This is a genomic window from Pseudomonas marvdashtae (genome assembly GCF_014268655.2).
Taxonomy (GTDB): Bacteria; Pseudomonadota; Gammaproteobacteria; order Pseudomonadales; family Pseudomonadaceae; genus Aquipseudomonas; species Aquipseudomonas marvdashtae.
This window is the reverse complement of the sequence record NZ_JABWQX020000001.1, coordinates 4,036,683-4,058,118: the sequence shown is the minus strand read 5'-3', so window position 1 is coordinate 4,058,118 and position 21,436 is coordinate 4,036,683. Positions and strand designations below refer to the sequence as shown.

At 59.5% G+C, this 21,436-nt stretch carries 35 protein-coding genes; 20 read left to right on the top strand and 15 right to left on the bottom strand.

The annotated features are described in order from the left end of the window. Positions 1 to 6: 6 nt before the first annotated feature. The 15 genes from HU742_RS18300 to HU742_RS18230 form a co-directional block, all read right to left on the bottom strand. On the bottom strand, positions 7 to 1,221 hold the full coding sequence (locus HU742_RS18300) for a DNA-methyltransferase (RefSeq protein ID WP_186643034.1): 1,215 nt from the start codon (positions 1,219 to 1,221) through the stop codon (positions 7 to 9). A 58-nt stretch (positions 1,222 to 1,279) separates the two neighbouring features. Beyond that, positions 1,280 to 1,642, bottom strand: a complete 363-nt coding sequence (locus HU742_RS18295) for a hypothetical protein (RefSeq protein ID WP_186643035.1) — start codon at positions 1,640 to 1,642, stop codon at positions 1,280 to 1,282. 3 nt (positions 1,643 to 1,645) lie between these two features. Beyond that, on the bottom strand, positions 1,646 to 2,281 hold the full coding sequence (locus HU742_RS18290; RefSeq protein WP_186643036.1) for a hypothetical protein: 636 nt from the start codon (positions 2,279 to 2,281) through the stop codon (positions 1,646 to 1,648). Then, the gene (locus tag HU742_RS18285; protein ID WP_186643037.1) at positions 2,278 to 2,895 is read right to left on the bottom strand and encodes a lambda exonuclease family protein; all 618 of its coding nucleotides are present in this window, start codon (positions 2,893 to 2,895) and stop codon (positions 2,278 to 2,280) included. Before HU742_RS18285 ends, HU742_RS18290 begins: the two co-directional genes overlap by 4 nt. 2 nt (positions 2,896 to 2,897) lie before the next feature. Beyond that, positions 2,898 to 3,644, bottom strand: coding sequence for an ERF family protein (locus tag HU742_RS18280; protein WP_202884260.1), 747 nt, complete (start codon positions 3,642 to 3,644; stop codon positions 2,898 to 2,900). Between the two features lie 7 nt (positions 3,645 to 3,651). Next, a complete protein-coding gene (locus tag HU742_RS18275; protein WP_186643038.1) occupies positions 3,652 to 4,755 on the bottom strand; it encodes a hypothetical protein in 1,104 nt (367 codons plus the stop codon). Positions 4,756 to 5,032: 277 nt separating this feature from the next. After that, positions 5,033 to 5,242, bottom strand: coding sequence for a hypothetical protein (locus HU742_RS18270; protein WP_186643039.1), 210 nt, complete (start codon positions 5,240 to 5,242; stop codon positions 5,033 to 5,035). Further along, entirely contained in the window at positions 5,224 to 5,430 is a 207-nt protein-coding gene (locus HU742_RS18265) for a hypothetical protein (protein ID WP_186643040.1), read from the bottom strand. Before HU742_RS18265 ends, HU742_RS18270 begins: the two co-directional genes overlap by 19 nt. 2 nt (positions 5,431 to 5,432) lie before the next feature. Continuing rightward, positions 5,433 to 5,855, bottom strand: coding sequence for a hypothetical protein (locus HU742_RS18260; RefSeq protein ID WP_186643041.1), 423 nt, complete (start codon positions 5,853 to 5,855; stop codon positions 5,433 to 5,435). A gap of 21 nt (positions 5,856 to 5,876) precedes the next feature. Then, the gene (locus tag HU742_RS18255; RefSeq protein ID WP_186639140.1) at positions 5,877 to 6,089 is read right to left on the bottom strand and encodes a hypothetical protein; all 213 of its coding nucleotides are present in this window, start codon (positions 6,087 to 6,089) and stop codon (positions 5,877 to 5,879) included. Positions 6,090 to 6,110: 21 nt separating this feature from the next. Next, complete coding sequence (locus tag HU742_RS18250; RefSeq protein WP_186643042.1) at positions 6,111 to 6,419, bottom strand: XkdD/Y8K6 family phage-associated protein; 309 nt, start codon at positions 6,417 to 6,419, stop codon at positions 6,111 to 6,113. Positions 6,420 to 6,444: 25 nt separating this feature from the next. Continuing rightward, positions 6,445 to 6,774 (bottom strand): hypothetical protein, encoded by a 330-nt coding sequence (locus HU742_RS18245; RefSeq protein WP_186643043.1) that lies wholly within the window; start codon positions 6,772 to 6,774, stop codon positions 6,445 to 6,447. 399 nt (positions 6,775 to 7,173) lie between these two features. Continuing rightward, positions 7,174 to 7,353 (bottom strand): hypothetical protein, encoded by a 180-nt coding sequence (locus tag HU742_RS18240; RefSeq protein WP_186643044.1) that lies wholly within the window; start codon positions 7,351 to 7,353, stop codon positions 7,174 to 7,176. Between the two features lie 111 nt (positions 7,354 to 7,464). After that, positions 7,465 to 7,746: a hypothetical protein gene (locus HU742_RS18235; RefSeq protein WP_186643045.1), complete on the bottom strand. Its 282-nt coding sequence runs from the start codon at positions 7,744 to 7,746 to the stop codon at positions 7,465 to 7,467. A gap of 347 nt (positions 7,747 to 8,093) precedes the next feature. Next, positions 8,094 to 8,813: an XRE family transcriptional regulator gene (locus tag HU742_RS18230; RefSeq protein WP_186643046.1), complete on the bottom strand. Its 720-nt coding sequence runs from the start codon at positions 8,811 to 8,813 to the stop codon at positions 8,094 to 8,096. A gap of 106 nt (positions 8,814 to 8,919) precedes the next feature. Between HU742_RS18230 and HU742_RS18225 the strand changes: the two genes are divergently transcribed. The 20 genes from HU742_RS18225 (at position 8,920) to HU742_RS18130 (ending at position 21,285) form a co-directional block, all read left to right on the top strand. Further along, positions 8,920 to 9,129 carry a transcriptional regulator gene (locus HU742_RS18225; RefSeq protein WP_186643047.1) on the top strand — a complete coding sequence of 70 codons (210 nt, stop codon included), beginning with the start codon at positions 8,920 to 8,922 and terminating at the stop codon, positions 9,127 to 9,129. 30 nt (positions 9,130 to 9,159) lie between these two features. After that, positions 9,160 to 9,348, top strand: a complete 189-nt coding sequence (locus HU742_RS18220; protein WP_010568074.1) for a hypothetical protein — start codon at positions 9,160 to 9,162, stop codon at positions 9,346 to 9,348. A gap of 18 nt (positions 9,349 to 9,366) precedes the next feature. Continuing rightward, entirely contained in the window at positions 9,367 to 9,555 is a 189-nt protein-coding gene (locus HU742_RS18215) for a hypothetical protein (RefSeq protein ID WP_186643048.1), read from the top strand. Positions 9,556 to 9,751: 196 nt separating this feature from the next. After that, positions 9,752 to 10,513, top strand: coding sequence for a Rha family transcriptional regulator (locus HU742_RS18210; RefSeq protein ID WP_367616102.1), 762 nt, complete (start codon positions 9,752 to 9,754; stop codon positions 10,511 to 10,513). Next, positions 10,510 to 11,451 carry a hypothetical protein gene (locus HU742_RS18205; RefSeq protein WP_186643050.1) on the top strand — a complete coding sequence of 314 codons (942 nt, stop codon included), beginning with the start codon at positions 10,510 to 10,512 and terminating at the stop codon, positions 11,449 to 11,451. The genes HU742_RS18210 and HU742_RS18205 overlap by 4 nt, the downstream gene beginning before the upstream one ends. Continuing rightward, entirely contained in the window at positions 11,426 to 12,202 is a 777-nt protein-coding gene (locus HU742_RS18200; RefSeq protein WP_186643051.1) for a hypothetical protein, read from the top strand. Before HU742_RS18205 ends, HU742_RS18200 begins: the two co-directional genes overlap by 26 nt. Further along, entirely contained in the window at positions 12,199 to 12,387 is a 189-nt protein-coding gene (locus tag HU742_RS18195; protein WP_186643052.1) for a DUF1382 family protein, read from the top strand. The genes HU742_RS18200 and HU742_RS18195 overlap by 4 nt, the downstream gene beginning before the upstream one ends. Then, positions 12,384 to 12,635: a hypothetical protein gene (locus tag HU742_RS18190; protein ID WP_186643053.1), complete on the top strand. Its 252-nt coding sequence runs from the start codon at positions 12,384 to 12,386 to the stop codon at positions 12,633 to 12,635. Before HU742_RS18195 ends, HU742_RS18190 begins: the two co-directional genes overlap by 4 nt. Positions 12,636 to 12,639: 4 nt before the next feature. After that, the gene (locus HU742_RS18185) at positions 12,640 to 12,945 is read left to right on the top strand and encodes a phiTE_015 family protein (protein ID WP_186643054.1); all 306 of its coding nucleotides are present in this window, start codon (positions 12,640 to 12,642) and stop codon (positions 12,943 to 12,945) included. Further along, positions 12,942 to 13,688: a hypothetical protein gene (locus HU742_RS26820; protein WP_225923589.1), complete on the top strand. Its 747-nt coding sequence runs from the start codon at positions 12,942 to 12,944 to the stop codon at positions 13,686 to 13,688. The genes HU742_RS18185 and HU742_RS26820 overlap by 4 nt, the downstream gene beginning before the upstream one ends. Next, the gene (locus HU742_RS18175) at positions 13,685 to 13,888 is read left to right on the top strand and encodes a hypothetical protein (protein WP_186643055.1); all 204 of its coding nucleotides are present in this window, start codon (positions 13,685 to 13,687) and stop codon (positions 13,886 to 13,888) included. Before HU742_RS26820 ends, HU742_RS18175 begins: the two co-directional genes overlap by 4 nt. Then, entirely contained in the window at positions 13,885 to 14,352 is a 468-nt protein-coding gene (locus tag HU742_RS18170) for a recombination protein NinB (RefSeq protein WP_186643056.1), read from the top strand. The genes HU742_RS18175 and HU742_RS18170 overlap by 4 nt, the downstream gene beginning before the upstream one ends. Beyond that, positions 14,349 to 14,984, top strand: coding sequence for a recombination protein NinG (locus tag HU742_RS18165; protein WP_186643057.1), 636 nt, complete (start codon positions 14,349 to 14,351; stop codon positions 14,982 to 14,984). Before HU742_RS18170 ends, HU742_RS18165 begins: the two co-directional genes overlap by 4 nt. After that, positions 14,981 to 15,652 (top strand): hypothetical protein, encoded by a 672-nt coding sequence (locus HU742_RS18160; RefSeq protein ID WP_186643058.1) that lies wholly within the window; start codon positions 14,981 to 14,983, stop codon positions 15,650 to 15,652. The genes HU742_RS18165 and HU742_RS18160 overlap by 4 nt, the downstream gene beginning before the upstream one ends. A 174-nt stretch (positions 15,653 to 15,826) precedes the next feature. After that, positions 15,827 to 16,078: a phage holin family protein gene (locus HU742_RS18155; protein WP_186643059.1), complete on the top strand. Its 252-nt coding sequence runs from the start codon at positions 15,827 to 15,829 to the stop codon at positions 16,076 to 16,078. Next, the gene (locus HU742_RS18150; RefSeq protein ID WP_186643060.1) at positions 16,075 to 16,587 is read left to right on the top strand and encodes a glycoside hydrolase family protein; all 513 of its coding nucleotides are present in this window, start codon (positions 16,075 to 16,077) and stop codon (positions 16,585 to 16,587) included. The genes HU742_RS18155 and HU742_RS18150 overlap by 4 nt, the downstream gene beginning before the upstream one ends. Then, complete coding sequence (locus HU742_RS18145; RefSeq protein ID WP_186643061.1) at positions 16,584 to 17,054, top strand: lysis system i-spanin subunit Rz; 471 nt, start codon at positions 16,584 to 16,586, stop codon at positions 17,052 to 17,054. Before HU742_RS18150 ends, HU742_RS18145 begins: the two co-directional genes overlap by 4 nt. Position 17,055: 1 nt before the next feature. Next, entirely contained in the window at positions 17,056 to 17,673 is a 618-nt protein-coding gene (locus HU742_RS18140; RefSeq protein ID WP_186643062.1) for a hypothetical protein, read from the top strand. Next, positions 17,636 to 19,099: a phage terminase large subunit family protein gene (locus HU742_RS18135; protein WP_225923588.1), complete on the top strand. Its 1,464-nt coding sequence runs from the start codon at positions 17,636 to 17,638 to the stop codon at positions 19,097 to 19,099. Before HU742_RS18140 ends, HU742_RS18135 begins: the two co-directional genes overlap by 38 nt. Next, complete coding sequence (locus HU742_RS18130) at positions 19,099 to 21,285, top strand: portal protein (RefSeq protein WP_225923587.1); 2,187 nt, start codon at positions 19,099 to 19,101, stop codon at positions 21,283 to 21,285. The genes HU742_RS18135 and HU742_RS18130 overlap by 1 nt, the downstream gene beginning before the upstream one ends. Positions 21,286 to 21,436: the final 151 nt, after the last annotated feature.

Sequence of the window (21,436 nt, the reverse complement as noted above, 5' to 3'; positions counted from 1 at the left end):
GCCGGATTAGGCGGTGCCGAACAGATCCAGTTGATCGGATTCGGCTTGCTGCTCTTGCTGGCGGGTGACTTCGTGTTCGATGCGTGCCCTGGCGATCGCCGCGTACTGCTCGTCAATCTCGCAGCCGATGAACTGGAAACCTTCGCGCATCGCCGCCTTGCCTGTGCTCCCTGAGCCCATGAACGGGTCAAGCGCCACGCCGCCTGGCGGTGTGACCAGGCGCAGTAGGTACGCCATCAAGTCGGTAGGCTTCACCGTCGGGTGGCTGTTACCGTTGCGAGTACTCCATTCGGCGGTTTCGCAATCACGCATCGTTGCGTCCGTGGTTACGGCGGGAGTACTCGAGCAGAGCAGGCCTTCGTTGCGGTCCTTGCGACTGGTCTTGGCACAGTAGAAGAATCGCGCAGCGCTGCCAGAATCCAGCCGCCGGGCGCCGGGCTTCATTTGAAAGCCGACGACGCCCGCGTTTTCGCGGTTGGCACTGGCCTCGGTACCGCGGCCGCGCTTCATGTTGCCGTAAACATTTTGGCCGGCGCGCTGGGTGTTGCTGGTGCTGGCGGCCGCGAGCTGGCCCGGTGCGTCAGGGAATGCCTCGACGACCTCGGCGCTTCCGTCGTGAATAATGTTTGCGGGCCAGCGGCCAGCCTTCAGCATGCCGGTAAACTGCGCGTCCTGTTTCCAGGCGCCGGTTGCGTTGACCACATGGCCGGGAGCCATCCGCTTTTGGGTGTACTCGCTGGCCTGCGCGTCGGCGCTGTGGATCCGACAGGCGTCAATGTTCAGCGCTCCAGTGCCATGCGCGGCAACGTTGGCCGCGACGGTGCCCGCAAATGGCTTGCGGGCCACTGTGATTGGCTCCAACGCAGGCTTGAGAGCCGTTCCCCATCCTGCATGCTCGCCGGCAAGGTTGTGCGACTTGGGGAACCCCGACCCGTAGACCCAGCCGATCATGTCGCGGATCTCGAACCCGGCGTCCTCAATGCGGCATGCCATGCGATGCTGGGTGCGGGTTCCGGCGAACGCCAGCAGGTGCCCGCCAGGCTTGAGCACGCGCAGGCACTCAACCCATACCCAAACCGCCGGGACGTCGTAGTCCCACTTCTTGCCCATGAAAGACAGGCCATATGGCGGGTCAGTCACGATGCTGTCGACGCTGTTGTCTGGCATCTGCCGCAACAGCTCCAGGCAGTCGCCGACCAGTATCTGGTGGGAGGGAGTCATAGTTGATTTCCAGTCAGGCGCCGCCCTCCGTGACCGGATGCGCAGCGTGGGGTAGGGGTTATTTCGGAATGTCGATTTCGTCGTCAGGCTCCGGCGGATCGTCGGCGAGCGACTTCAGCCCGGCAGCCTCAATGAGTCGCGACACCTTTTCAGTAACAACGAAAGGTGTCGTTTTGATCTTCAGCATCTTGACCTGAGCCTCGAAGTCCGCCGCGATCAGGTTCATCAGCAGTCGCTGGTGTACGTCCTGCTGGTTGTTGATACCGTGGGCCTTCATGACCCGCTGAAGGTCCTTCTTGAAGATGCCAGCGACCTCAACCGTGAACTTCTCGATGCCCAGCTTTGCAGCTGTCTCTGCTGCCTTCTCGCGCTTGCGGCGCTGCTTGAGCGCTTCCGCCGTCGGCTCCTGTGTTTCGGCCATGGTTCACCCCAGCTTTTTCTTGTCGAAGCAGGCCGGTTCAGGCCCTTTCCCGCTTTTCGGATAGTCGATACCGAACTTTTCCAGCAGACGGTCGAAGTTCTTGTACGTGGACTGGATGCTTTCCCTGGCCTGGTTCCGCGTGAATCCACGAGCCTTGAAGTCTCGGATCATTTCCGCGTTTCGGGCGTCTCGCTCTTCATCGAAGATTTTCCCACCCTTATTGGCCTGGGCCTTCGCTGGCTGGAATTTGAACCCTCCCTTCGCGGCGAGCCTGGTGAGCTCTCGAAGCGGGAACCCGGTGCGCAATACGGCCTGGGCATAGGTCATGGTCTGGGCGAGGTGGCGGACGTATTCCAGTTTGTCGGCTCGGTCCTGTTCGCGCTTGAGTGCGCGCTCCTCTCGCTCGATATCCCGCTGGGCCATCTTGTCTATCCACTTCTGCCGGGGCGGCTCGACCTTCTTAGGCTTGGCCTTCTTCACAGTCGGCGGCGGTTCATGCCTTGGTGGTGGAGGCTTGAATGCTGGCCCCTCCAGCACCTCAATGGTCCCGCCCTTGCTCAAGAATGCCTCTTGGAGCAGTGCCAGTTTGTGCCGGTGCGGGTTGAGCATATGGATCATGCTGAGCTCGGTGCTGATCATGCTGCGATCCCCAGTACTTGGTTCATGCGGTCATCGAGGATTTCGTAGAAGGTCTTCACCCGCTCCGAGAGCTTTCGAATCATTGCTTCGTCGCGGTAGGCGCGCTTGATGAACAGTGGCATTCCCGGCCAGTAGCAGACGAAGTCGATCCACTCGCGCTCCGAAACCCACAGGCCGCCCTGGCATTGGGCGACGTGTTCCTTCGGTATTTCGCCGGACAAAATCACTTCCACCTGAAACTTAGGCAACTTGGTTTTGATCTCCGTCAGGCCGTTGGCATCGACGAACGAGTCAGGCGAGTAACCGGCGCCGTGATTGAGGACTATTGCCACCTGAGTGGTTTTTACTTCTTTACGTTGCTCGTAGAGTTTGCGCGCAACACCCTCCAGTTCGTGGCCGCGCTCGGTGTGGCGGTTGCCTTGGAAGGGATCGGCCGCCTCGCCAGTGATGCGCTCACCGATCAGCGTGTTCATGTAGGTGAACGCGCCAGCGCCGAACCCAGCCTCGCCCTTGCCGTTGACCAGCAGGCAATCCAACTCAGAACAAGTGACGATCCCGAGGCGCAGGGCTAGCCATTCCGGCGAACCCTGCTCAACTTCAGTGATGATTTGCATGATTACACCTGCTGATTGTTGTTTGCCGACTTGGTAAGTGCGGCAAGCACGCTGTCAAAGTTTGCTTTTGTGACGTTTGCCGGCTCGCCGTACAGATCGGCGAACTTGCCTTTAGCTGTTTCACTGCACTTGTCCAGAAGAGCTTGAACCTGACGAGCTTGCACTGGGGTGACAAGCGGATCGGTCGGCTCCTTGTAGCCATCGTTGTCGACGTCGTCACCGCTGGTGATGTTCAGCAGGGCGCACATTACGTAGCGCTTGCCGTAGGTGGTGGTCGAGCCAACCGACTGAACAGCGCTGCGCCCCGCGCCGGCATCGAGAGGCAAAATCATGGTCGTTTCTTCGCGGTGCCCGGCCTTGTGCATCAGGATGCCGGTAATGCTCACGCCATTGGCCTGGTTCACGATCTTGAAGGACACGCCAAAGCCGAACTTAGCCATGACCGGACGCACCGCGTAGTTGATGTCGTCGAGGTCGGCGTACATTTTCTTCGTGTGCGTGTTCTCGGTGCGCTTCTCTACAGAAGGCATTTCGCACTGCATCTCCGCAAAAGCGGCGTTGAATGCCTCCAGCGCGCTCTTCGCTTCCATTCGATCCTGAAGCGAGATCAGTCGCTCCAGCTTGTCCATATCGCAGCGGGGGTCGAGGGCGAGCCTGCTGATTGTGGACAACATGCTGATCTCTTGGCCCTGCTGGTGGAGTGCAATGGACTGGTGCCGTTCTTCCGGCATGATGATGTCAGTGCTCATGGAAACCTCAGTATGAGATAGAGATTGAGGGGATCTTGCGCTGGGCGATCAGGGTGATTGCCTGCTTGGCGCATTCCTCGGTCATGCCGCCGGCGACGAATGCTTCCAGGGCGGCGCGGTTGATTGATTTCTTGTGTTCCAGGTCTGCTTCGCGGGCTTCCTGCTGGCGAATGATCTCGTCTGCAGCTGCTTTCTGGCGGGCGACCTCGTCGAGACGGGCGTTCTCGACTGCTTGCTTCTGGTCCTCGATCGCTTTTAGACGGTCCCGCTCGGCCTTTTGATCGGATTCGATCTTCTCCCGCTTGGCCTGCTCTGCTCTGCGCTCGGATTCGGCGGCGGCCAGCTTCAGGTCGTTCTCCCGCTTCTCAGCGGCTGCCTGCTCGTCTTTCGCGCGCTGGGCAGCGGCATCACGCTCACGTTGAGCCTTTTCCTCTGCTTCGCGGGTGGCGCGTTCGGCGGCCTCGCGGGCGATACGGTCTTCGCGCTCTTTCTTCTCGCGTGCTTCGTCTTCGGCGCGGCGCTGCGCCAGCTCGGCCTGGTCGGCTTCGTATTGGGTGCGCTCAGCGTGTATTGCACGCAACAGCGAGAGGGTACGGTCTTTCGCTTGCGCGGCTTCTGGCAGGAATTCTTCCCAAGAGTCGCCCAGCTCAATCGCTTCCAACTGGGCAATGGTTTGTGACACGGCGGCGGCGGTCGGCGTTGCGCCAAACACCTCCAGATCCTTGATCGCCTGGATGTTATCGACGTGTCGATCCTTGCGGGCCTGCTCGATCTCTTCCCACTCTGTGAGCGGCTGGCGGGTGGCATCGCGAAGAGCGTCCATCTTGTTGACGAATTCCCGAAGCTCAGCCTCGACAACCTTCGGCATTTCCTTCAGGCGCTTGAGGTAATCGCGGCCCGGTTTTTCAACGGCCGTCTTCGACTTGCTCACCGTGGCTGCCAGGCTGGCGATGCGGGCCCGGCCCTTGGCAGTCTTGAGGTCGGGCACTTCGCTGCTGACCTCGGCCCGTACTTTTTCGAAGAAGGGCAACAGGCCGCCGGCGACATAGATGGCTGGAGCGTTCTCTTCGCTGATATCGTCGATGGTGATGACTTGCTGTTGTGCGGACACGGGGATTCCTTGCCGCGACGTGCGCAGCGCTTGAAGGTGTAGGGGTTATCTCGGCGCGATCAGATCGGCCAGGGCTATCAGAAACAGCCAGCCAGACCAGCCGAGTAGGGCTTGTGTGGCGCCGCGCCAGATGAGGCGGCGACGTTGATGCTGACGGGCAGTCACCTCAGCACCTGAGACAGTTGAGGCGCCTGGCAGGCTGCTGGGCGATCCTGGACAACGGTGTAGGCAAGCATGGCCGAGAGGATTGAGGCGGCGAGGATCCAGGTTATGGCTTTCATGGAGTCACCTTCACGGCATAAGCGACAGTCCATTCACCACACAGGCAGGCCCGGCCACTCCAGGCATGCACGTTCGGGATGCCAGCGTCATGAGCCAGCGATAGGGCGCCCAACCACTTGGTGTGGGTGAAGGCCAGGATCATGCGGTCGGCGGGCAGCTCTTCGATTTGTTCGTCGATCAGGGATTTCACGATTGGGGTGGACATGACGACTCCTTGCGCCGGTCAACGATCTTGTTGAGGCGCCCGCAGTAGTGGTTGAATTCTTCGATGGTGATGCGGTTGTCGAGCATCATTTCGTTGATTGTTTTCTGGATCATCACCGACCAACAGGCCGGTGTTTCTGGATCCTCAAGGGTCTCCAGCTCCTCGCCGATGAGGACATGCGCGCTCATGGTCACAATGAGTCGTCCTCTGCCTGGGCGATCAGCGCGTCATCGACCAAGGGCTCAAGTAGGGCCTGTGCGATTTCGCCGAGCTTGCCGAAGGGGTGGTCGCTGGGGCCGAGGAGTTCGGCAACGGCGTTCTTGTCGGCCCGGCCATCTGCCGACAGCAGCAGCCAGCCCAGTGCCGGGGTGTGGACCTTGCAGTCCGCCAGGCGGTTGTTCACGTGCTCATCAACGGCCAGGGCCAGGTCCGCTACCGTGACGACTCGCGCTTGATGCCACCGGCGCTGGACCTTCACATCCACACCGCGCAACAGGTCCTCAGTCGCGTTGTGCAGCCACTCAACCCGCGCAACCTCCCGAGGGCTCTCGCTCACCATCGGAGGCAACTGCGCGTCGTGCATGGCCTGACAAATCTTCAGTGCTGAGTTCATCGTTGCCTCCAGGGTGGCGGGTCAGTCGATGGGAATCGGTGGGAGTGGCATCCAGTGGCTAGGCGCCGCATCGAAGGCAACGCCTCCACAGCCGTCATAGGTTTGATGAACACCGCTGCAACCCCAGGTCTTCCAAGCATCGAAATACCCGACAGCCATCTGTCCATCGCCCAGCAGCACCAGGTAGTCGCCGGCCTGCGGCGGAAGCTCTTCTATCGGTTTCCAATCGCTCATGGCGACCTCCAGTGTTTGGGGTTAGGCGGTGGCTTCGGCGATGGCGGCTTGGGCGATATCTACGTAGTCCGCAACCATCTGGCCTACATCGCCGCAATCGTTGAGCTGCTTGAGTGAATCGTGCAGCTTGATCAGCGCCGCCAGCATTTTTGGCGCGGCAGCGATCAGCTTGGCGTTGGCCTTAGATTGCTCTCCGAATTCCCATCGTCCGCCGGCCTTGTCGGCATGACTGATAGATGCGATACCCAGGCTCAGATAATCGGCTGGCGAGATATCAGTAGGTGAATCAGGGTCGACGACCCAAGGCCCAGGCGTGTGCTTCGTTTCCATGACTCTCTCCATCTGGTTGATCCGGTTAGGCGGCGGCAACTGCCGGCTCGTCCTTGTCGTACTTTTCGCCGCAGAACATGCAGTAGGTGCCGAGCATCGACATGTCCTGCTTCTTGCGCTGGAACCCGTCGCCTTTCTTCTTTGGCACCTCGTACTCAATGTGCAGGTTCAGCTTGTTCTTCATGCTTACGGTGCCACCCAGGAGAAAGGCGAACCCTTGCAGCTCTACGGAGAAGTCGCGGGAGCCTTCGGGCAGCTTGGCGCGAATTTTTTCTTTTGCGGCTGCCTCAACTTCGGTTGCGCAATTGCACATGCTGGTTTCCTCAGTGGTTGATCCAACAAATTCCGGCTGCACACGATCCTTCCGCTGGTTGCCGTGGGGCGCGGGGTCATGTGCATGCGGGATTGGTCGGGGGATGGTGCCGGTCTTTCCCGGCTGTCAGAGATTGAGTTATCGACGCTTCCCACGCCGTCGGTTAATGGCACCGAACGCCCGGCCGGGAACCCCCAACCCATACTTGATGCAGATGACCGGAGCTGATCCCGGCATGACTATTAGCGGCCTTAGTGACACCGGAGTTTCACCGGGGCGAAGGTTTCAGCCGCTTATTCTTGGACTCGCCGCGGCCATCTGGGCGCTTACTCACTCTACCGGCCACGATTCCCGCGATCCCTCAGGTCTTACACTTGCCCATCAGCCTGGGCGTTCATCCGCATCCGTCTGCCCACTCACTGAATGGGCAGAGGTGATGCCTTAGACGTCGTATGGAGGAATGTCGCCTATGCGGGCCTGGCGCTCTTTTTGAAAGGCTTCCGCAATGTCAAACGACCCTTTAGCCAGCGCTACCGGACAGACGTCTGGGTTCCCGGAAAGCAGGCCAACCATTGCCGCCAGTGCGGTGTTTTCAAGTTCTTGATGCTCTTCACGTGTCATGGTCTTGCTCCGTTGTTTGGCTTTCAAATACCTCCCGGGGTGTGAGAGGCATTTGTAAAGCCAGATGGCCGACCTGAAACAGCAGGGGGCCATCTGTGAAAATGTCCGCACTCAAAAGAAAACGATGCAGCAAGGACCGTCGTAACCTTCCTCACATACAAAGGCCTGCGCCTGGCCGGTAGCAACTGTCCAGCCTTGAACGTAAACGGTGCCTGCGAAACGGCTTTTGATCATGATTTGCATTGTCTTGTCCTCCGTTGATTTTCCGGATGACCCTGTTGCCAAGGTCACCGAGAAAATCCAATCGATTTCCGTGACCGCCTCACTGAAGCGAATCAAGAAATCAACCGTACGCCGTGACCCGCTACTGGCGTCGGTCACCGGCTCAATCAAGTTGTTCCTCCAGCCGCGGGCCTTTCGGCTTGTTCTCCCGCTGGATAACTGTTCTTGGCGCTTTACGCTGCACGCCCGGGTCAGTTGCCAACCCTCTGAACCGTTTAGGCCGGTTCATCGCTGCCTTTGAATCTGGGCCGGTGGTAATCCGGCAAGGGGTGGAGCTAAAGAGCGGCGGGCCTGTTGAGGCCCTGGCGAGTCGCTGTGGCGTCTCGATGGAGTAAATCTACAAGTAGTTCTTGTAGCGTGCAAGTGCAGATTGTAAAAAATCACAAAATAATTCCTCACCCATTACAAGCGGGCGTTAAAAAGCCCGCGCTAAGCGGGCTCTTGTCGGTGGTGGTGCATCAAGAAAAGATTGTGGAGCTCTGGAAGACCCGCCCAATGATGCGAACATTGGCGGCGTCTACCTCCTCATCTTCATACTCGTCACGGTTGAACGAGCGAATGCGCAGCTTGCTCCCTGCGATGCGGTACAGAATTTTTACCCGGAGCATGTCCTCATAGAGGATGCCATACATCTTCCCGTCAACGACTGCGGTAGCGCCCGTGTCAATAGCAACAGTAGATCCGTCTGACAGAAGCGGCTCCATGCTGTTGCCTTTCACCGGCATGCACACCACGTTGCTTGGCTGAATCCCTAGCCTCATGAATGTGTACTTGCCAAATCGCAGTTTTGCCCTGGAATTACTTTCCACTGCAAATTTCCCCGATCCTGCCGAAAGTTCAACCTCCTTTAAGAAAGGCACCTCGATCTCATCATCGTCCAGCGGTGTTTGGTCATCCCATACGCTGATTCCTTGAAGGCCTGGGTGTGACAGCGCGTCGGGTGACGTCGCGTCCACTTCTGACGGCCAGGCCTTCATAGGCGCGCCAGTTATGAGGTGATCCACGGAAACCCCGAGAATCATTGCAAGAGAAGATAGTCGGTCGCCCTTAGGATTTGCCTTTCCCGCCTCCCAGTTTTGGACAGCCTGCGGCGAAATCCCCATGTCTCTTGCGAGCTGGGACTGGCTTAAACCCTTGGCCTCTCGGGCGCGGGCAATTCTGGTAGCGATATTTTCCATGGCGCCAATATACAAAGACTGCTTGTAGCCAGCACTGCAATATCCACTTGTAGATTGCAATGCAGCATTGTAATCTCTGCTTGTAAATTAACAGGCAGAGGCCTTTATGAACGAAAACGCAGCAGTTCGAGCAGCGAAGGAAGCGGGAGGCCAATCGGCACTTGCCCGGATTCTCGGCTGCACCCCCCAAGCAGTTCAGAGCATGTGCGCCTCCGGCAACGTACCGGCAGGCCGCGTTTTAGCGATCGAGAAAGCCACCGGCGTTTCTCGCCATGAGCTTCGCCCTGACCTGTACCCGATTGAATCAGTCGCCTAACCCACCTTGCATGCTCAAAGGAGCCAAACGATGCACTTCGACCCAAGCCACATGCACGACAAACCCACAAAGGTCCGCCTGGATGAGGTGGCCGACGATCTGCTGACCGCCATGGCCCGGTTCCAGCGGACCCAGAAGGCCGTGCTCGCCCGCGAGATTCTTGAGCGTGGACTGAACCAGATGATGGAAGAGCTTAACGCGAAAACAGACGTGGCCTGAAGTAGCCGAGGAGGCCCTGTGCCTGAAAGAAAGCCGCTGGAAATCCAGCTCGACTGGCAGGGACTCGCTGATCTGGAGCTGCTGGCCAGACGAAACGGGTTAACGCCAGAAGAAATGGCCGCATCAATCATGAATCGGGCGCTTGATCGAATGACGCGCCCGCCAAAAAGCCGCAGCAACGTCGCTTCCATAGGACGCAAGGGCTGATAAGTCCCCCAGGGACTATTGAGGATCTGCCAATGAAACAACCAAGCAGTAAATCGGACGCACAAAAAAGCCACCGGGCAAGGGTGGCTTTTCGTGCAGCACATAACAAAACGTTCTGGAGCTGATTATGCACAGTTCAATCAATACCGGCAATACCCCGGCCAATGTCGCGACACGTTTCGCCGGATCTGAAAACGTGTCGCGCACCGTTTCCATGTCCAGTATCGAGCTGGTGGAGTTCATCAACTCGAAGCGCGAGCAGGGTCAGCCGGTCCTGACTCACAAGAACTTGATGGCGAAGGTCCCGCGTGTGCTGGGCGCTGACCAATCGGCTAAATTTTCAGCCGATTACATGGACAGCAGAAGCCGATCCCAGAAGTGTTTCATCTTCCCCAAACGGGAGGCATGCCTGATCGCCATGTCCTACAGCTACGAGCTTCAGGCCCTGGTGTTCGACCGCATGACAGCCCTGGAAGATCGGGAGCGCGCCCGCGCTATCCCATCCAATCCAAAGATCATCGGGGAGCTGGCGATCCTGGAATGCTTCGACCGCCTACTGAAGCCGGCGCCGTCTAGCAAAATGATGATGCTCGCCCAGATCGCCACCAACAACGGCCTCGACGCCAAATTCCTCCCTGGCTACGCAATCGACGCCGCCCCCGATGCCACTGGCGGCTCCTCGATGCCCACCAAGTCGGCCACGGCGCTGCTGAAGGACAACGATATCCGTTGCTCGCCGGCCGCCTTCAACACCGCCCTGGCTTCCCGTGGCTTCTTGAAGCAGCTCCAGCGCAAAAACTCCAAGGGCGAAATGGTTCTGTTCTGGTCGGTGACTGAAAAGGGTCTCCAGTACGGCAAGAACCTCACCAGCCCTCAATCCCCACGCGAGACGCAGCCCCATTGGTACGTCGATCGCTTCCTCGAGCTTGCCAAGCTTATTGGCAAAGGACGTCCATGATGGCCCGATCCAGAAACATCAAGCCGGGGTTCTTCTCGAACGAACACCTTGCCGAGGTGGATTTTGCCACCCGCTTACTCTTCATTGGCATGTGGACCGAGGCTGATAGGGAAGGGCGCCTGGAAGATCGCCCGCGCCGCCTGAAAATGGCCTTGTTCCCGGCCGACAATGTTGATATCGATGCGATGCTCTATAGCCTCCATGAGCTGGAGTTCATCGACCGATACAGCGTTGATGGCCGCAACTACATCCAGGTGGTGAACTGGGCCAAGCACCAGAATCCACACCTCAAGGAAGCCAAGAGCACTATCCCGGAAAAGCCCGCAGTAGAGCCTTGCCCGGTAAAGACTGGTGCTAGCACCATGCAAGCACCAGACAAGAACAGTTCTTTCCCGGCTGATTCCCTCTCTCTTGATTCCGGATTCCTGATTCCTGATTCCCTCTCTCTTGATCTGCCGATCGAAGATCAAAAACCCTTGCCAGTCGCTGAAGCTCCGGCCGCGCCGACGAACATTCAGGTGCTGAAGCCAAAAGCGCCACGGCAGAAGACTGAAGCGCAGATCGCCAACACCAACACCTGGGATGCCTACACGATCGCTTATCTCGATCGCTACGGGGTCGAGCCTGTTCGAAACGCGAAGGTGAACGCCCAGGTCGCCCAGCTCGTTCAGCGCCTCGGGGCTGAAGAGGCGCCGCAGGTCGCGATGTTCTACGTGACCATCAACGACTCGTTCTTCATCCGCAGCTCTCACGAACTGGGTTTGCTGGTTGCGCGGGCCGAGGGAATCCGCACCCAGTGGCTCACCGGCCGCCAGGTCAACGCCGTGACCGCCCGCCAGATGGAGAACACCCAGGCGAATATCAGCGCCGCCCAGGAGGCCAGTCGCAGCATTCTCGAAGGAGGTCAAGCCAATGCTTTCCTTCGCCGAAACCGCTGAGCTGAGTATGGCGATCTGCGCCACTGCTGAAACCCTTGGGCAAACCCTGAGCGCACCAGCCGCCAAGCTGATGGCTGAGGATCTGGCCGATCACCCGATGGATGTGATCGCCAACGCACTGTGGGCGTGCCGCCGGGAAGTCACTGGCAAGCTGACCCTGGCCGCCATCCTACAGCGCGTCCAGGCCGCCGACGGCCGTCCGGGCAAGGACGAGGCCTGGGCCATCGCCATGACCACCAACGACGAGTTCGAAACCGTGGTGCTGACCGATGAAATCCAGTTGGCCCTGGCCGCTGCCAAGCCTGTGCTCGACGCTGGCGACAAAATCGGCGCACGGATGGCCTTCATCAGCGCGTACGAGCGTTTCGTGGGTCAGGCAAGGGATGACGCCAGGCCAGTGAACTGGCACGTCTCTGTGGGCTTTGACGCCAATCGCCGAATCCAGGCTGTTACCAAGGCCATGGAGCTGAAACGAATCCCCCAGGAACATGCCCAGAAGTATCTGGCTGACCTGAGCGTCGTGCCTATCACCGAAGACGGGCGGGCCATCGCGGGATTACTCACTGGCGCCATCACCCGGCCGGCCCCAGCCCTGCGCGAAAAACTGCATTTGGTGAAGTCCTCGATGCTGGAAATGCGCGCCGCCAGCGCTGAGAAAAAAGACGAAATGCGGATTGATGCTGCTAACGAATTGGCGGATCGCCGCGCGCTGCTGATCAAGCAGGCCCAGGAATTGGAGCAACGGACATGAAACGAGCATCCCCAGTACAGCTACGCCAATCCCTTGAGGTAGCGAACGGTCTCGTAAGGGCCGGCGTTCGTTTCGTTTGCGTTCCGGTGATCGACGAGGCGGACGCCATGAACCTTGCCGGCCAGGCTGCCCAGCGGTTGGAGCGGTTGGCGTATATCGCGGAAGCGCAGGAGAAGCGGACATGAGCGATCTCGTAAAAGTAACGCTAATCAAGGCCGTCGACCTCCCAGCTCATATATCAGAAATGGACCGAGCAACCCGGGAGTGGACCGATGAAGCGGCCCGCGGCGAATGCGCCTGGATCTGCTCTGACTGCTGCTACACGTTCAACGATGGCATGCCTGACAAGTGCGAGCACGGCCTCCAGCAATGCACCGACATCATTAATCGCGACAAGCTGCGCGCCATGGAGGAAGGCAATGAAAAGTTCTAATGCCGTGACCGACAAGATGCGGGATGAGTTTGAAGCGTGGGTCATTTCGAAATGGCCTGAAACAGATCTGGGTCAGTTCAATGACGGCGAATACTGCGGCTTCACACTGGCCCACTGCTGGAGCGCCTGGCAGGCATCCCGGGAAGCGCTGGTGATTGAGCTGCCGGCCGAAAACCCACTTGGCACCGGCCCTGGGGATTGCGGCGATGGTCGACCGAGCTTTGAGCAGCACTGCGCCGCTGAATGCAATTTCATTCTTCGCGACTGCCGCAAAGCCATCGAAGCCGCTGGCCTGAAGGTGAAGCCATGAGCGATAACACTGAACTGAAGCGGCTGGCCGAGGCTTGCGGCGATTTGAACTGGCGCGCCATCCAAGAGAATTGGTGCGAGTGGGCGATCCGTGATGACCACGCCTACATCGCCACAATGCGCACCAAGAGCGCCAAGCATGCCGGCCCATGCCCTGAGCGAGAAGCCAAGGCAAAGTTTCTCTGTGCTGTTACGCCTGCCGTCGTTCGGGCGCTGATCGACGAGAACGAGCGCCAGGCAGCGCAATTCAAGGAGTGGCAGGCACGCCACCACGCCAACTACTGCAGCGTTGCAGAAGAGCGCGACCATCTCAAGGCCGAAGTCGCCGGCCTCAAGACCGGCTACCAAGCCTACGAGCTGGTGAATGCTGAGCTGAAGGCTGAGAACGAGGCGTTGCGCCTCGACAAGGATCGACTGGACGCCCTTGAGGGCAATTTCTGGGATGTCCGATACGTAAGCACACCAATCGGTGATGCCGGCGACAACAGCACCAGCGTGGAGATTGTCGGCAGTTTCATGGATCAGCCTCGGGAGCGCGTGCTTGGCGAGGATTACAACGAGAACCTTCGCGCCGCCATCGATCAGGCGATGAAGGCTCCCGCCTATCCGCCGGCTCGCCCCGAATACCCGGAGTTCGACGACATCCCGGATTTCACGCCGGGTAACGGCAACAGCGCACGGCGCCGGGCTGAATCGCTGGGCATCGACTACGACGCCGCCATGGGAAAGGGGGCTCAGTCATGATCATCCCAACCTTCAATCCAAGAGGCGTCCGTCCGTGGATGATCAAGTACCGCCTCGCGGCGCGGCTGTTCTGTCTGGTGATGCTGCCGATCGCGCCATTCGTCTATGCCGCCGCGATCTTGTGGCAAAACCGCAGTGACTTTTCCGAAATGAAATTGCTTGCCCAGGCGGCCTTCCTTCCGTGGAGGAAAAAGCCATGAGCAACGTGATCCACAAACCCCGCCACTACTGGGCCGCCGGCTCGAACCGCATCCGCGACGTCTTCCGCCTGGCCTACCTGTTCGCAACCGAGCTGTCGGCCGCCGGCGCCGTAGAGATCATCGTCCGCCCGGTGAAGTCCCGTCGCACCCTGGAGCAGAACGCCAAGCTGTGGGCAATGCTGGGAGACATATCCCGCCAAGTTGAATGGCCGGTGAATGGAGTGATGCAGAAGCTCGACAGCGAGGACTGGAAGGCGCTCATGACCGCCGCCGCCCGCCAGGAGATCCGAATGGCCCAGGGCATCAACGGTGGGGTTGTGATGCTGGGCGAGAGCACCAAGCGCATGACCGTGGCCGAGCTGGGCGACGTGATCGAGTGCATGTACGCCTTCGGCGCCGACAAGGGCGTCACCTGGAGCGAGCCGAAAGGGCAGATGCCAGAGCAGTGGGAGGCGGCAGCATGAAGCGCGCCCCACTACAGCGGAAAAACCCGCTCAAGTCCGGCGGCCCACGCCGCAAGCGCTGCCCGGAATGCCGAGTGATGTACGCGCCAGCCCGAGAATCGCAAGCCGTGTGTGGGGAGATCGCCTGCGCCATTGCTCACGCGCAGTCGGAGAAAGGCCAAGAAACCGCCCGCAAGTCCCTGGCCCAGGTCGAGCGCCGGGAGATCAAGGTTCGCAAGGAGAAGCTGAAGAGCAGGGCGGACCACCTCCGGGAAGCCCAGGCCGCGGTGAACGAGTACGTCCGCCTGCGTGATGCGCACCTGCCCTGCATCAGTTGCGACTCACAGCCCAACGACAACGACCTAATGACCGGCAGCCGTTGGGACGCCGGCCATTACCGATCCGTCGGCGCCTGTCCGGAGCTGCGCTTCGAGCCGCTGAACATCCACCGCCAGTGCGTGAAGTGCAACCGCAACCTTTCCGGCAACGCGGTCGAGTACCGCATCCGCCTAGTGCTGCGCATCGGTTCCGACAAAGTGGCCTGGCTGGAAGGGCCTCATCAGGCCCGCAAGTACACCGTGGAAGAGATCAAGGCCATCAAGGCTGACTACCGGGCCATGACCCGCGAACTGAAGAAAGGAGATGCCGCATGAGACTGATCAGCGCAAGACAAGCATGGCACGACGCTCTCCACGAAAGCCGAACCTCCGTGATGGCGGTCGCTGCCGAACAGGCAAGACTCGGGAAGAAGTCCGGCGGCGGTGACGAGAAAATCGTTGTGATGCTGGAGAACGAACACGGCAAGGAAACTGCTCGCTCGTATGCAGTGCGCCGTGCCGGCGTTCAAGAGACGCGCCCAGGGCGTAGGCTGACGGAATCGCGTTGCGCGCACATGATGATCGCCGGCTTGATCATGCAGGCGATCGATACCTTGCCGAAATCCATCAGGCATCTTGGGCACTTTCTCTATTCGCCGCTGGCAACAGGTCATGATCTGTCTATCGCGCACGGGCTTGCATGGCTTGGATCGGGTCTTGATTCCCTGCCAGAGCGTAAGCGTGAACGGGCGTACTGGATGGCGCTCGCCGCCTTGCAGTCCCACAAGCGCATGGTGCAGGGCCGTGATGAAATGGGGCCTGGCGAGGTGTGCATGTTCGTTGAGGACCGCACCGGCAATGCGATGGACCCACATAACTGGGTGCGTGACTGGGCAATAATCTGGAACACGCTGGCCAGCCACATCGACAAGCTTGATGCAAAGGCCTTGAAGCCAGTTGCGGCAGTGGTTGCAGAGATGTGCGAAGAGGAGAGTGCCGCTTGACGTTTTGAGTAGTGTTTGGCATTATTTCGCCATCTTGCGGTTTTACCGCTTCAAGACAAGCCCGGCCATTGAGTCGGGCTTTTTTGTATCCGAAATTAAACCCGAGCCTCGCCACTGTGCGGGGTTTTTTCGTTTCTGGAGGCCCTAATGGCAGCCTCAAGCCGGAGTTCGAACATGGCCAACCCGACGCCCGAGAGCATCGTAGAGGTGGTGGGTGCGTCAGTGGCCAATAAGGGCATGCTGGTTGGTGGAGCTGCAGGTATGGTCGGCTGGTTGTCCCAGGTCAACTGGATCGGGATCGCTGGTGTGGTCGTTGCAGTGCTGGGTTTGTTCATCAGCACCTTTTTTCAGATCCGCCGGGATCGCCGTGAACACGCCGAGAGCGCCGCCCGCATCCAAGCTTTGCGCGACCAGTGCCGTCCATGAACAACCGTCAGCGCATTGCCGTGGGCCTGCTCACCATGAGTCTGGCCGGCATCGGCGCCTGGAAAGCGAACGAGGGCTTCACCGATCACGCGGTCATCCCCACCAAGGGCGATGTCCCGACAATCGGTCACGGCTCAACCCGCTACGAAGACGGCACACCAGTTCGCATGGGCGACACCATCACCCCGCAGCGCGCTGACGTGCTTGCCCGCAACCTGATCAGCCAGGACGAGAAGCTGTTTGCCGCGTCCATGCAGGGCGTGAAGCTGAATCAAGCCGAGTTCGATCTGTACATGGACTTCGTTGGCCAGTACGGCATCGGCACCTGGCGCAAGTCCTCGATGCGCACAAAGTTGCAGACCGGCCAGTACGCCCAGGCGTGCGCCTCGCTGCTCAAGTACCGCTTCGCCGCAGGCTTCGACTGCTCCACACCAGGCAACAAGCGTTGCCCAGGCGTATGGACTCGCCAGCTCCAGCGTCATGCCAAGTGCATGGAGGCTCAACAATGACTCGCTATCTCATCGCCGGCTTGGCCGTTGCGCTAATCCTCGCTGGGTGGCGCCTCGATCACGTCAGCAACAGCCTGGACAGGGCCAAGACCGTCATCAGCGACCAGGTGGACACGATCAACACGCTTGAGGCTGCCGCGCAGTCCCGCCGCAACACACAGAAGCTGTTGGCCCAACTCGACGCTGAACACACAAAGGCCCTGACCGATGCTCAAACCAGTAATGCTGAGCTGCTTGCTCGTATCGGGGATGGCAGTCAACGGCTGTCAGTCAAAGCCCGTTGCCCCGCTCCCGCTGTGCGAGCCGCCTCCTCCACCACCGGCCTGGGTGATGCAGAAGCGCGAGCCGAACTTGACCCATCGGATGCTCAACGAATTGTCGCCATCACCGACGACGGCGACCAAGGACTGATCGCTTTGCAGATGGCACAGGCCTACATCGCCAACGTCTGCTTGAAGGGGAACTGAGGTGACAGAGAAGGCTGCCCCTGACTGGGAGCGCATCGAACAGCTCTACCGGGCTGGGTTGCTCTCGGTGCGCGAGATAGCCGCAGCGTGCGGTGTATCCCATACCGCGATCAATAAGCGGGCCAGGGTTGGCGGTTGGGAGAGAGACCTTAAGGCGAAGATCCAGGCCAAGGCCGATTCGCTGGTTTCCAAAGCCGAGGTTTCCACACAAGTTTCCACGGAGACGCTGGCAACTGAGCGTGGAATCGTTGAAGCGAATGCTCAAGTCATTGCCAGTATCCGCATTGGCCACCGAACCGACATTGGTCGTTATCGCAAGCTGGCCAACAAGCTGCTGGATGAGCTCGAAGGTGTAACCGATAACCGCGAGTTGTTCGAAGAGCTTGGCGATATCCTGCACAACCCCGACGACACTCGGTTGAGTGATGCCTATCACAAGGTCATCGGTTTGCCATCCCGTACCAAGACGCTCAAAGAGCTGGGCGAGACATTGAAGAACCTAATTGCCCTTGAGCGCCAGGCATATGACGTGGGCACCGAGAAACCAGGCGATGACCGCAGTCAACTGACGGAAGAAGAACTTGATCGCAGAATCGCCAAACTCGCAGGCCTTGGCTGACAAGCTTGAGCTATTGGCGCTTCTTGAAGAAAAGGCGCGCCGCGATGCTCAGAGGCGACACCTGCTTCAGTTTGAAACACTTTACGAATGGCAACGCAAGTTCCTAAAGGCCACGGCTGACCACACGTCATGCATGCTCATGGCCGCAAACCGGGTGGGCAAGACTCGCACTGGCTTAACGATCGACGCTATGCACTTGCTGGGCGATTACCCGGAGGGATGGGAAGGCCACGTATTCGACCATGCGCCGATGTGCTGGTTGTTGGGCTTCTCGATGGAGAAGACGCGAGACCTGCTTCAGACACCACTGTTCGGCACGCTGGAAGGCGGCAAGTGGACTGGCGGCCTGATCCCTACGGACCGAATCATTGCGCATCTGTCCGCCACCGGCACATCCGGGGCTATGCGGCAGATCACTGTCCGGCACAAGTCAGGTAGCCAATCAACAGTGCAGTTCTGGTCCTACAGCCAGGGCCAGCACGCAATCATGGGCGACAGCGTTGATTGGTATCACATCGACGAAGAGCCGCGCGACAAGTCGATTTACCCGCAGGTCCTGACCCGCACCGCTACTGGTGACGGCGGAATGGGTGGCCGTGGGATTCTGACATTTACACCGGAGAACGGGCGCACCGAGCTGGTAGTTCAGTTCATGGACTGCCCGGCCGAGGGCCAATACATCCAGCGTGCAACTTGGGCTGATGCGCCGCACTTAACCGCCGACACGCAGCGAAAGTTGCTTGGTATGTACCCCGAGTGGCAGCGAGATATGCGCTCCAAGGGGCTTCCGTTGCTGGGTACAGGTCTGATATTCGACTTCAGCGATGAGGAAATTCGTTGTCAGCCGTTTGAATGCCCGAGCCATTGGTGGGTAGTGAATGGCATGGACTTCGGGTGGGATCACCCACAGGCCCATATCCAGCTGTGGATAGACAAAGACGACGATGTGATTTACGTAGCCCATGCTTGGAGAAAGAGTCGAGTGACCCCCTCTACAGCTTGGGGCTCGGTGAAAGTCTGGTCTCGCGGCGTTCCAACCGCATGGCCTCATGATGGCCTGCAAACGGAAAAAGGGAGCGGGGCGCAGCAGAAGCAGGCGTACCAGGATGCTGGCTGGCTAATGATGCCTGAGCACGCAACGTGGCAGGGAGGAGGCAATGGCGTAGAGGCAGGTCTAGTAGAGCTCTATGAGCGCATGACTACCGGGCGCCTAAAGGTCTTCTCGCACCTCACTGACTGGTTCGACGAGAAGCTGAGCTACCACCGAGACGAGAACGGCAACATCGTCAAAATTAACGACGACCTGCTATCGGCCACGCGCTACGCCTACATGATGCGGCGCTTTGCCAAGCAGCGGAAAGACATAAGCACAGGGGCAGTGGTTGCTCACATTCCGCGTCCAATGCGGCCAATGGGTAGGAAATAATGCTCACACTTCAGCAGCTCCATGAGCTCCACGACAAAGCGTATTGCCACGGCCAGGAAACGCGCATGCGTGCCGCTGACGACATGATGTTCTACTGGGTAACGCAGTGGGACGACTCGACGCTTGGCGAATCGTCGCTGCAGTACCGCGGTGAGTTCAACGTGTTGCGCAAGGCCGGGCGCCAGATCGTGGCCGACCTTCGGTCCAACCCGGTTCAGGTCAACTTCGTACCCAAGAGCGAATCCCGCGACGACGGCGCCGACATCCTCGATGGGCTGTATCTGACGGACGACCGCGCGAACACGTCGCTTGAGGCTTACGACAATGCCACCGGTGAAGCCGTGGTCTGTGGCGTGGGCGCCTGGGAGCTGTACACCGAATACGCCAGCAACCGGGCCGGCATCGACCACCAGATCATCCGCCGTCGGCCAATCTACGAGGCGAACAACAACTGCTTCTGGGACCCGAACGCCAAGCTGCTGGACAAGTCAGACGCCAACTACGTGTCGATCCTCGAGGCCTATTCGTCGGATGGATACAAGGATCTGGTGAAAGAGCTGTGCGACGAGGCCAGTGAAGACGGTGTGAAGGAGACCCGCCAGGAGCGCAAGAAGCGAGAGAAAGAAGAGGTGCGCCGCCCTTCATCCTTCGCTGCGCCTGAGCAGTCGTACACCTTCCCATGGATGGGCAGCGGCAACGACTTGATCTACGTCGTGAGCTTCTATCACCGCCGCAAGATCAAGGATAAGGTCATCACCTTCACCGATCCCACCGGCCAGCCGCTGACCCTGCGCGAGTCTGACCTTGAGTCGGTCATGGATGAGCTGATCGACGACGGCTATGTCATTGCCAGCGAGCGCGAGATCCAGCGGTGGGAGGTGCGCAAGTACATTGCATCGGGTGAATGCATCCTCAACGGCAAGATGGGCAAGGACGGCGAGCGTGAAGGCGAGGTGATTGCCGGGGAAAACCTGCCAGTCGTGCCAACCTACGGCGAGCGGGCGTTCATCGAAGGCGAGGAGCACTACGAGGGCATCACCCGCCTGGCGAAGGATCCACAGCGCCTTCGCAACTTCCAGTTGTCCTACCTGGCCGACATCGTGAGCCGCAGCCCAAGGCCGAAGCCGATCTTCCACCCGGAGCAGATCCAGGGCTTCGAGTTCATGTACGAGGAAAACGGGGCAGACAACAACTACCCGTACCTGCTGCAGAACCGCCTGGATGCGAACGGGCAGCCGCTGCCACTCGGCGCCATCAGCGTGATGCCCGAGCAAACCATCCCGCAAGCGCTGATGGCCAGTATCGAGCTGTCCCGTCAGGCTGTTGAGGACGTGGCCAACCCGGGCCTGCCGCAGGACATTGCAGACCCGGACCTGTCGGGCAAGGCCGTCAACGCCCTGACCAATCGCCTGGATCAGCAGTCGATCGTCTATCAGCAGAACCTAAAGCACGCCAAGCGCCGGGATGCCGAGATCTACGCATCCATGGCGGTCGAGGTGTACGACGCGCCCCGGGAAGTCACCCTCACATCACAGGACGGCTCGACCAAGAAGGCCCGGATCATGGAGATGGTCCAGGATCGCGAGACCGGAGAGATGACAGCGCTCAACGACCTGACCAATACCGAGTACGAGGTATACGCCGACATCGGTCCGAGCTACGCAAGCAAGAAGGAGCAGACCATTGAGCAGTTGACGGCCATGGCTTCATCGCTGGCCCAGGTTGACCCGATGATGTCGAAGATGCTCATGCTCCAGACGCTGACCCTCATCAATGGTGTGGACATGGAGCCCGTCCGCAAGTACGCCCGCAAGCAATTGATCCTGGCGGACATCTTCGAGCCTGAGACCGAGGAAGAGGAAGCCATGGTTCGGGAGGCCAGGTCCCAACAACCGCCTCCTGACGCCAACATGGTCCTGGCTCAGGCCGAGATGGAAAAGGCCAAAGCTGCGCAGATGAACGCCCAGCGCGAGACCCTGAAGGACCAAGCGAATGCACAGAACAACGCAGCCAAGACGCAGATCGATGCGTTCCGCGCCCAGACGGACCGCGCCGCCGTCCAAGTCGATGCCGAGAAAGCCGGCGCCGACATCCAATTCAAGCAGGCGCAGACCGCCGGCAAGATGATGGAGAACGTGCAGCGCCTGGTCAGTCCCTTCAGGGCACAGGTTCAACCGAGACAGTAGCAGCAGATCAAGGCCCGCTTCGGCGGGTTTTCTTTTGCCTGCAATCCGGCCGCCATCCAGCTGATGACGACCAGAACGAAAGAGTTCCACCTACTGAGGCGAACAGGTCAAACGCAATCCTACCGGCGGGAGTACACCGGGCCATCGTTAC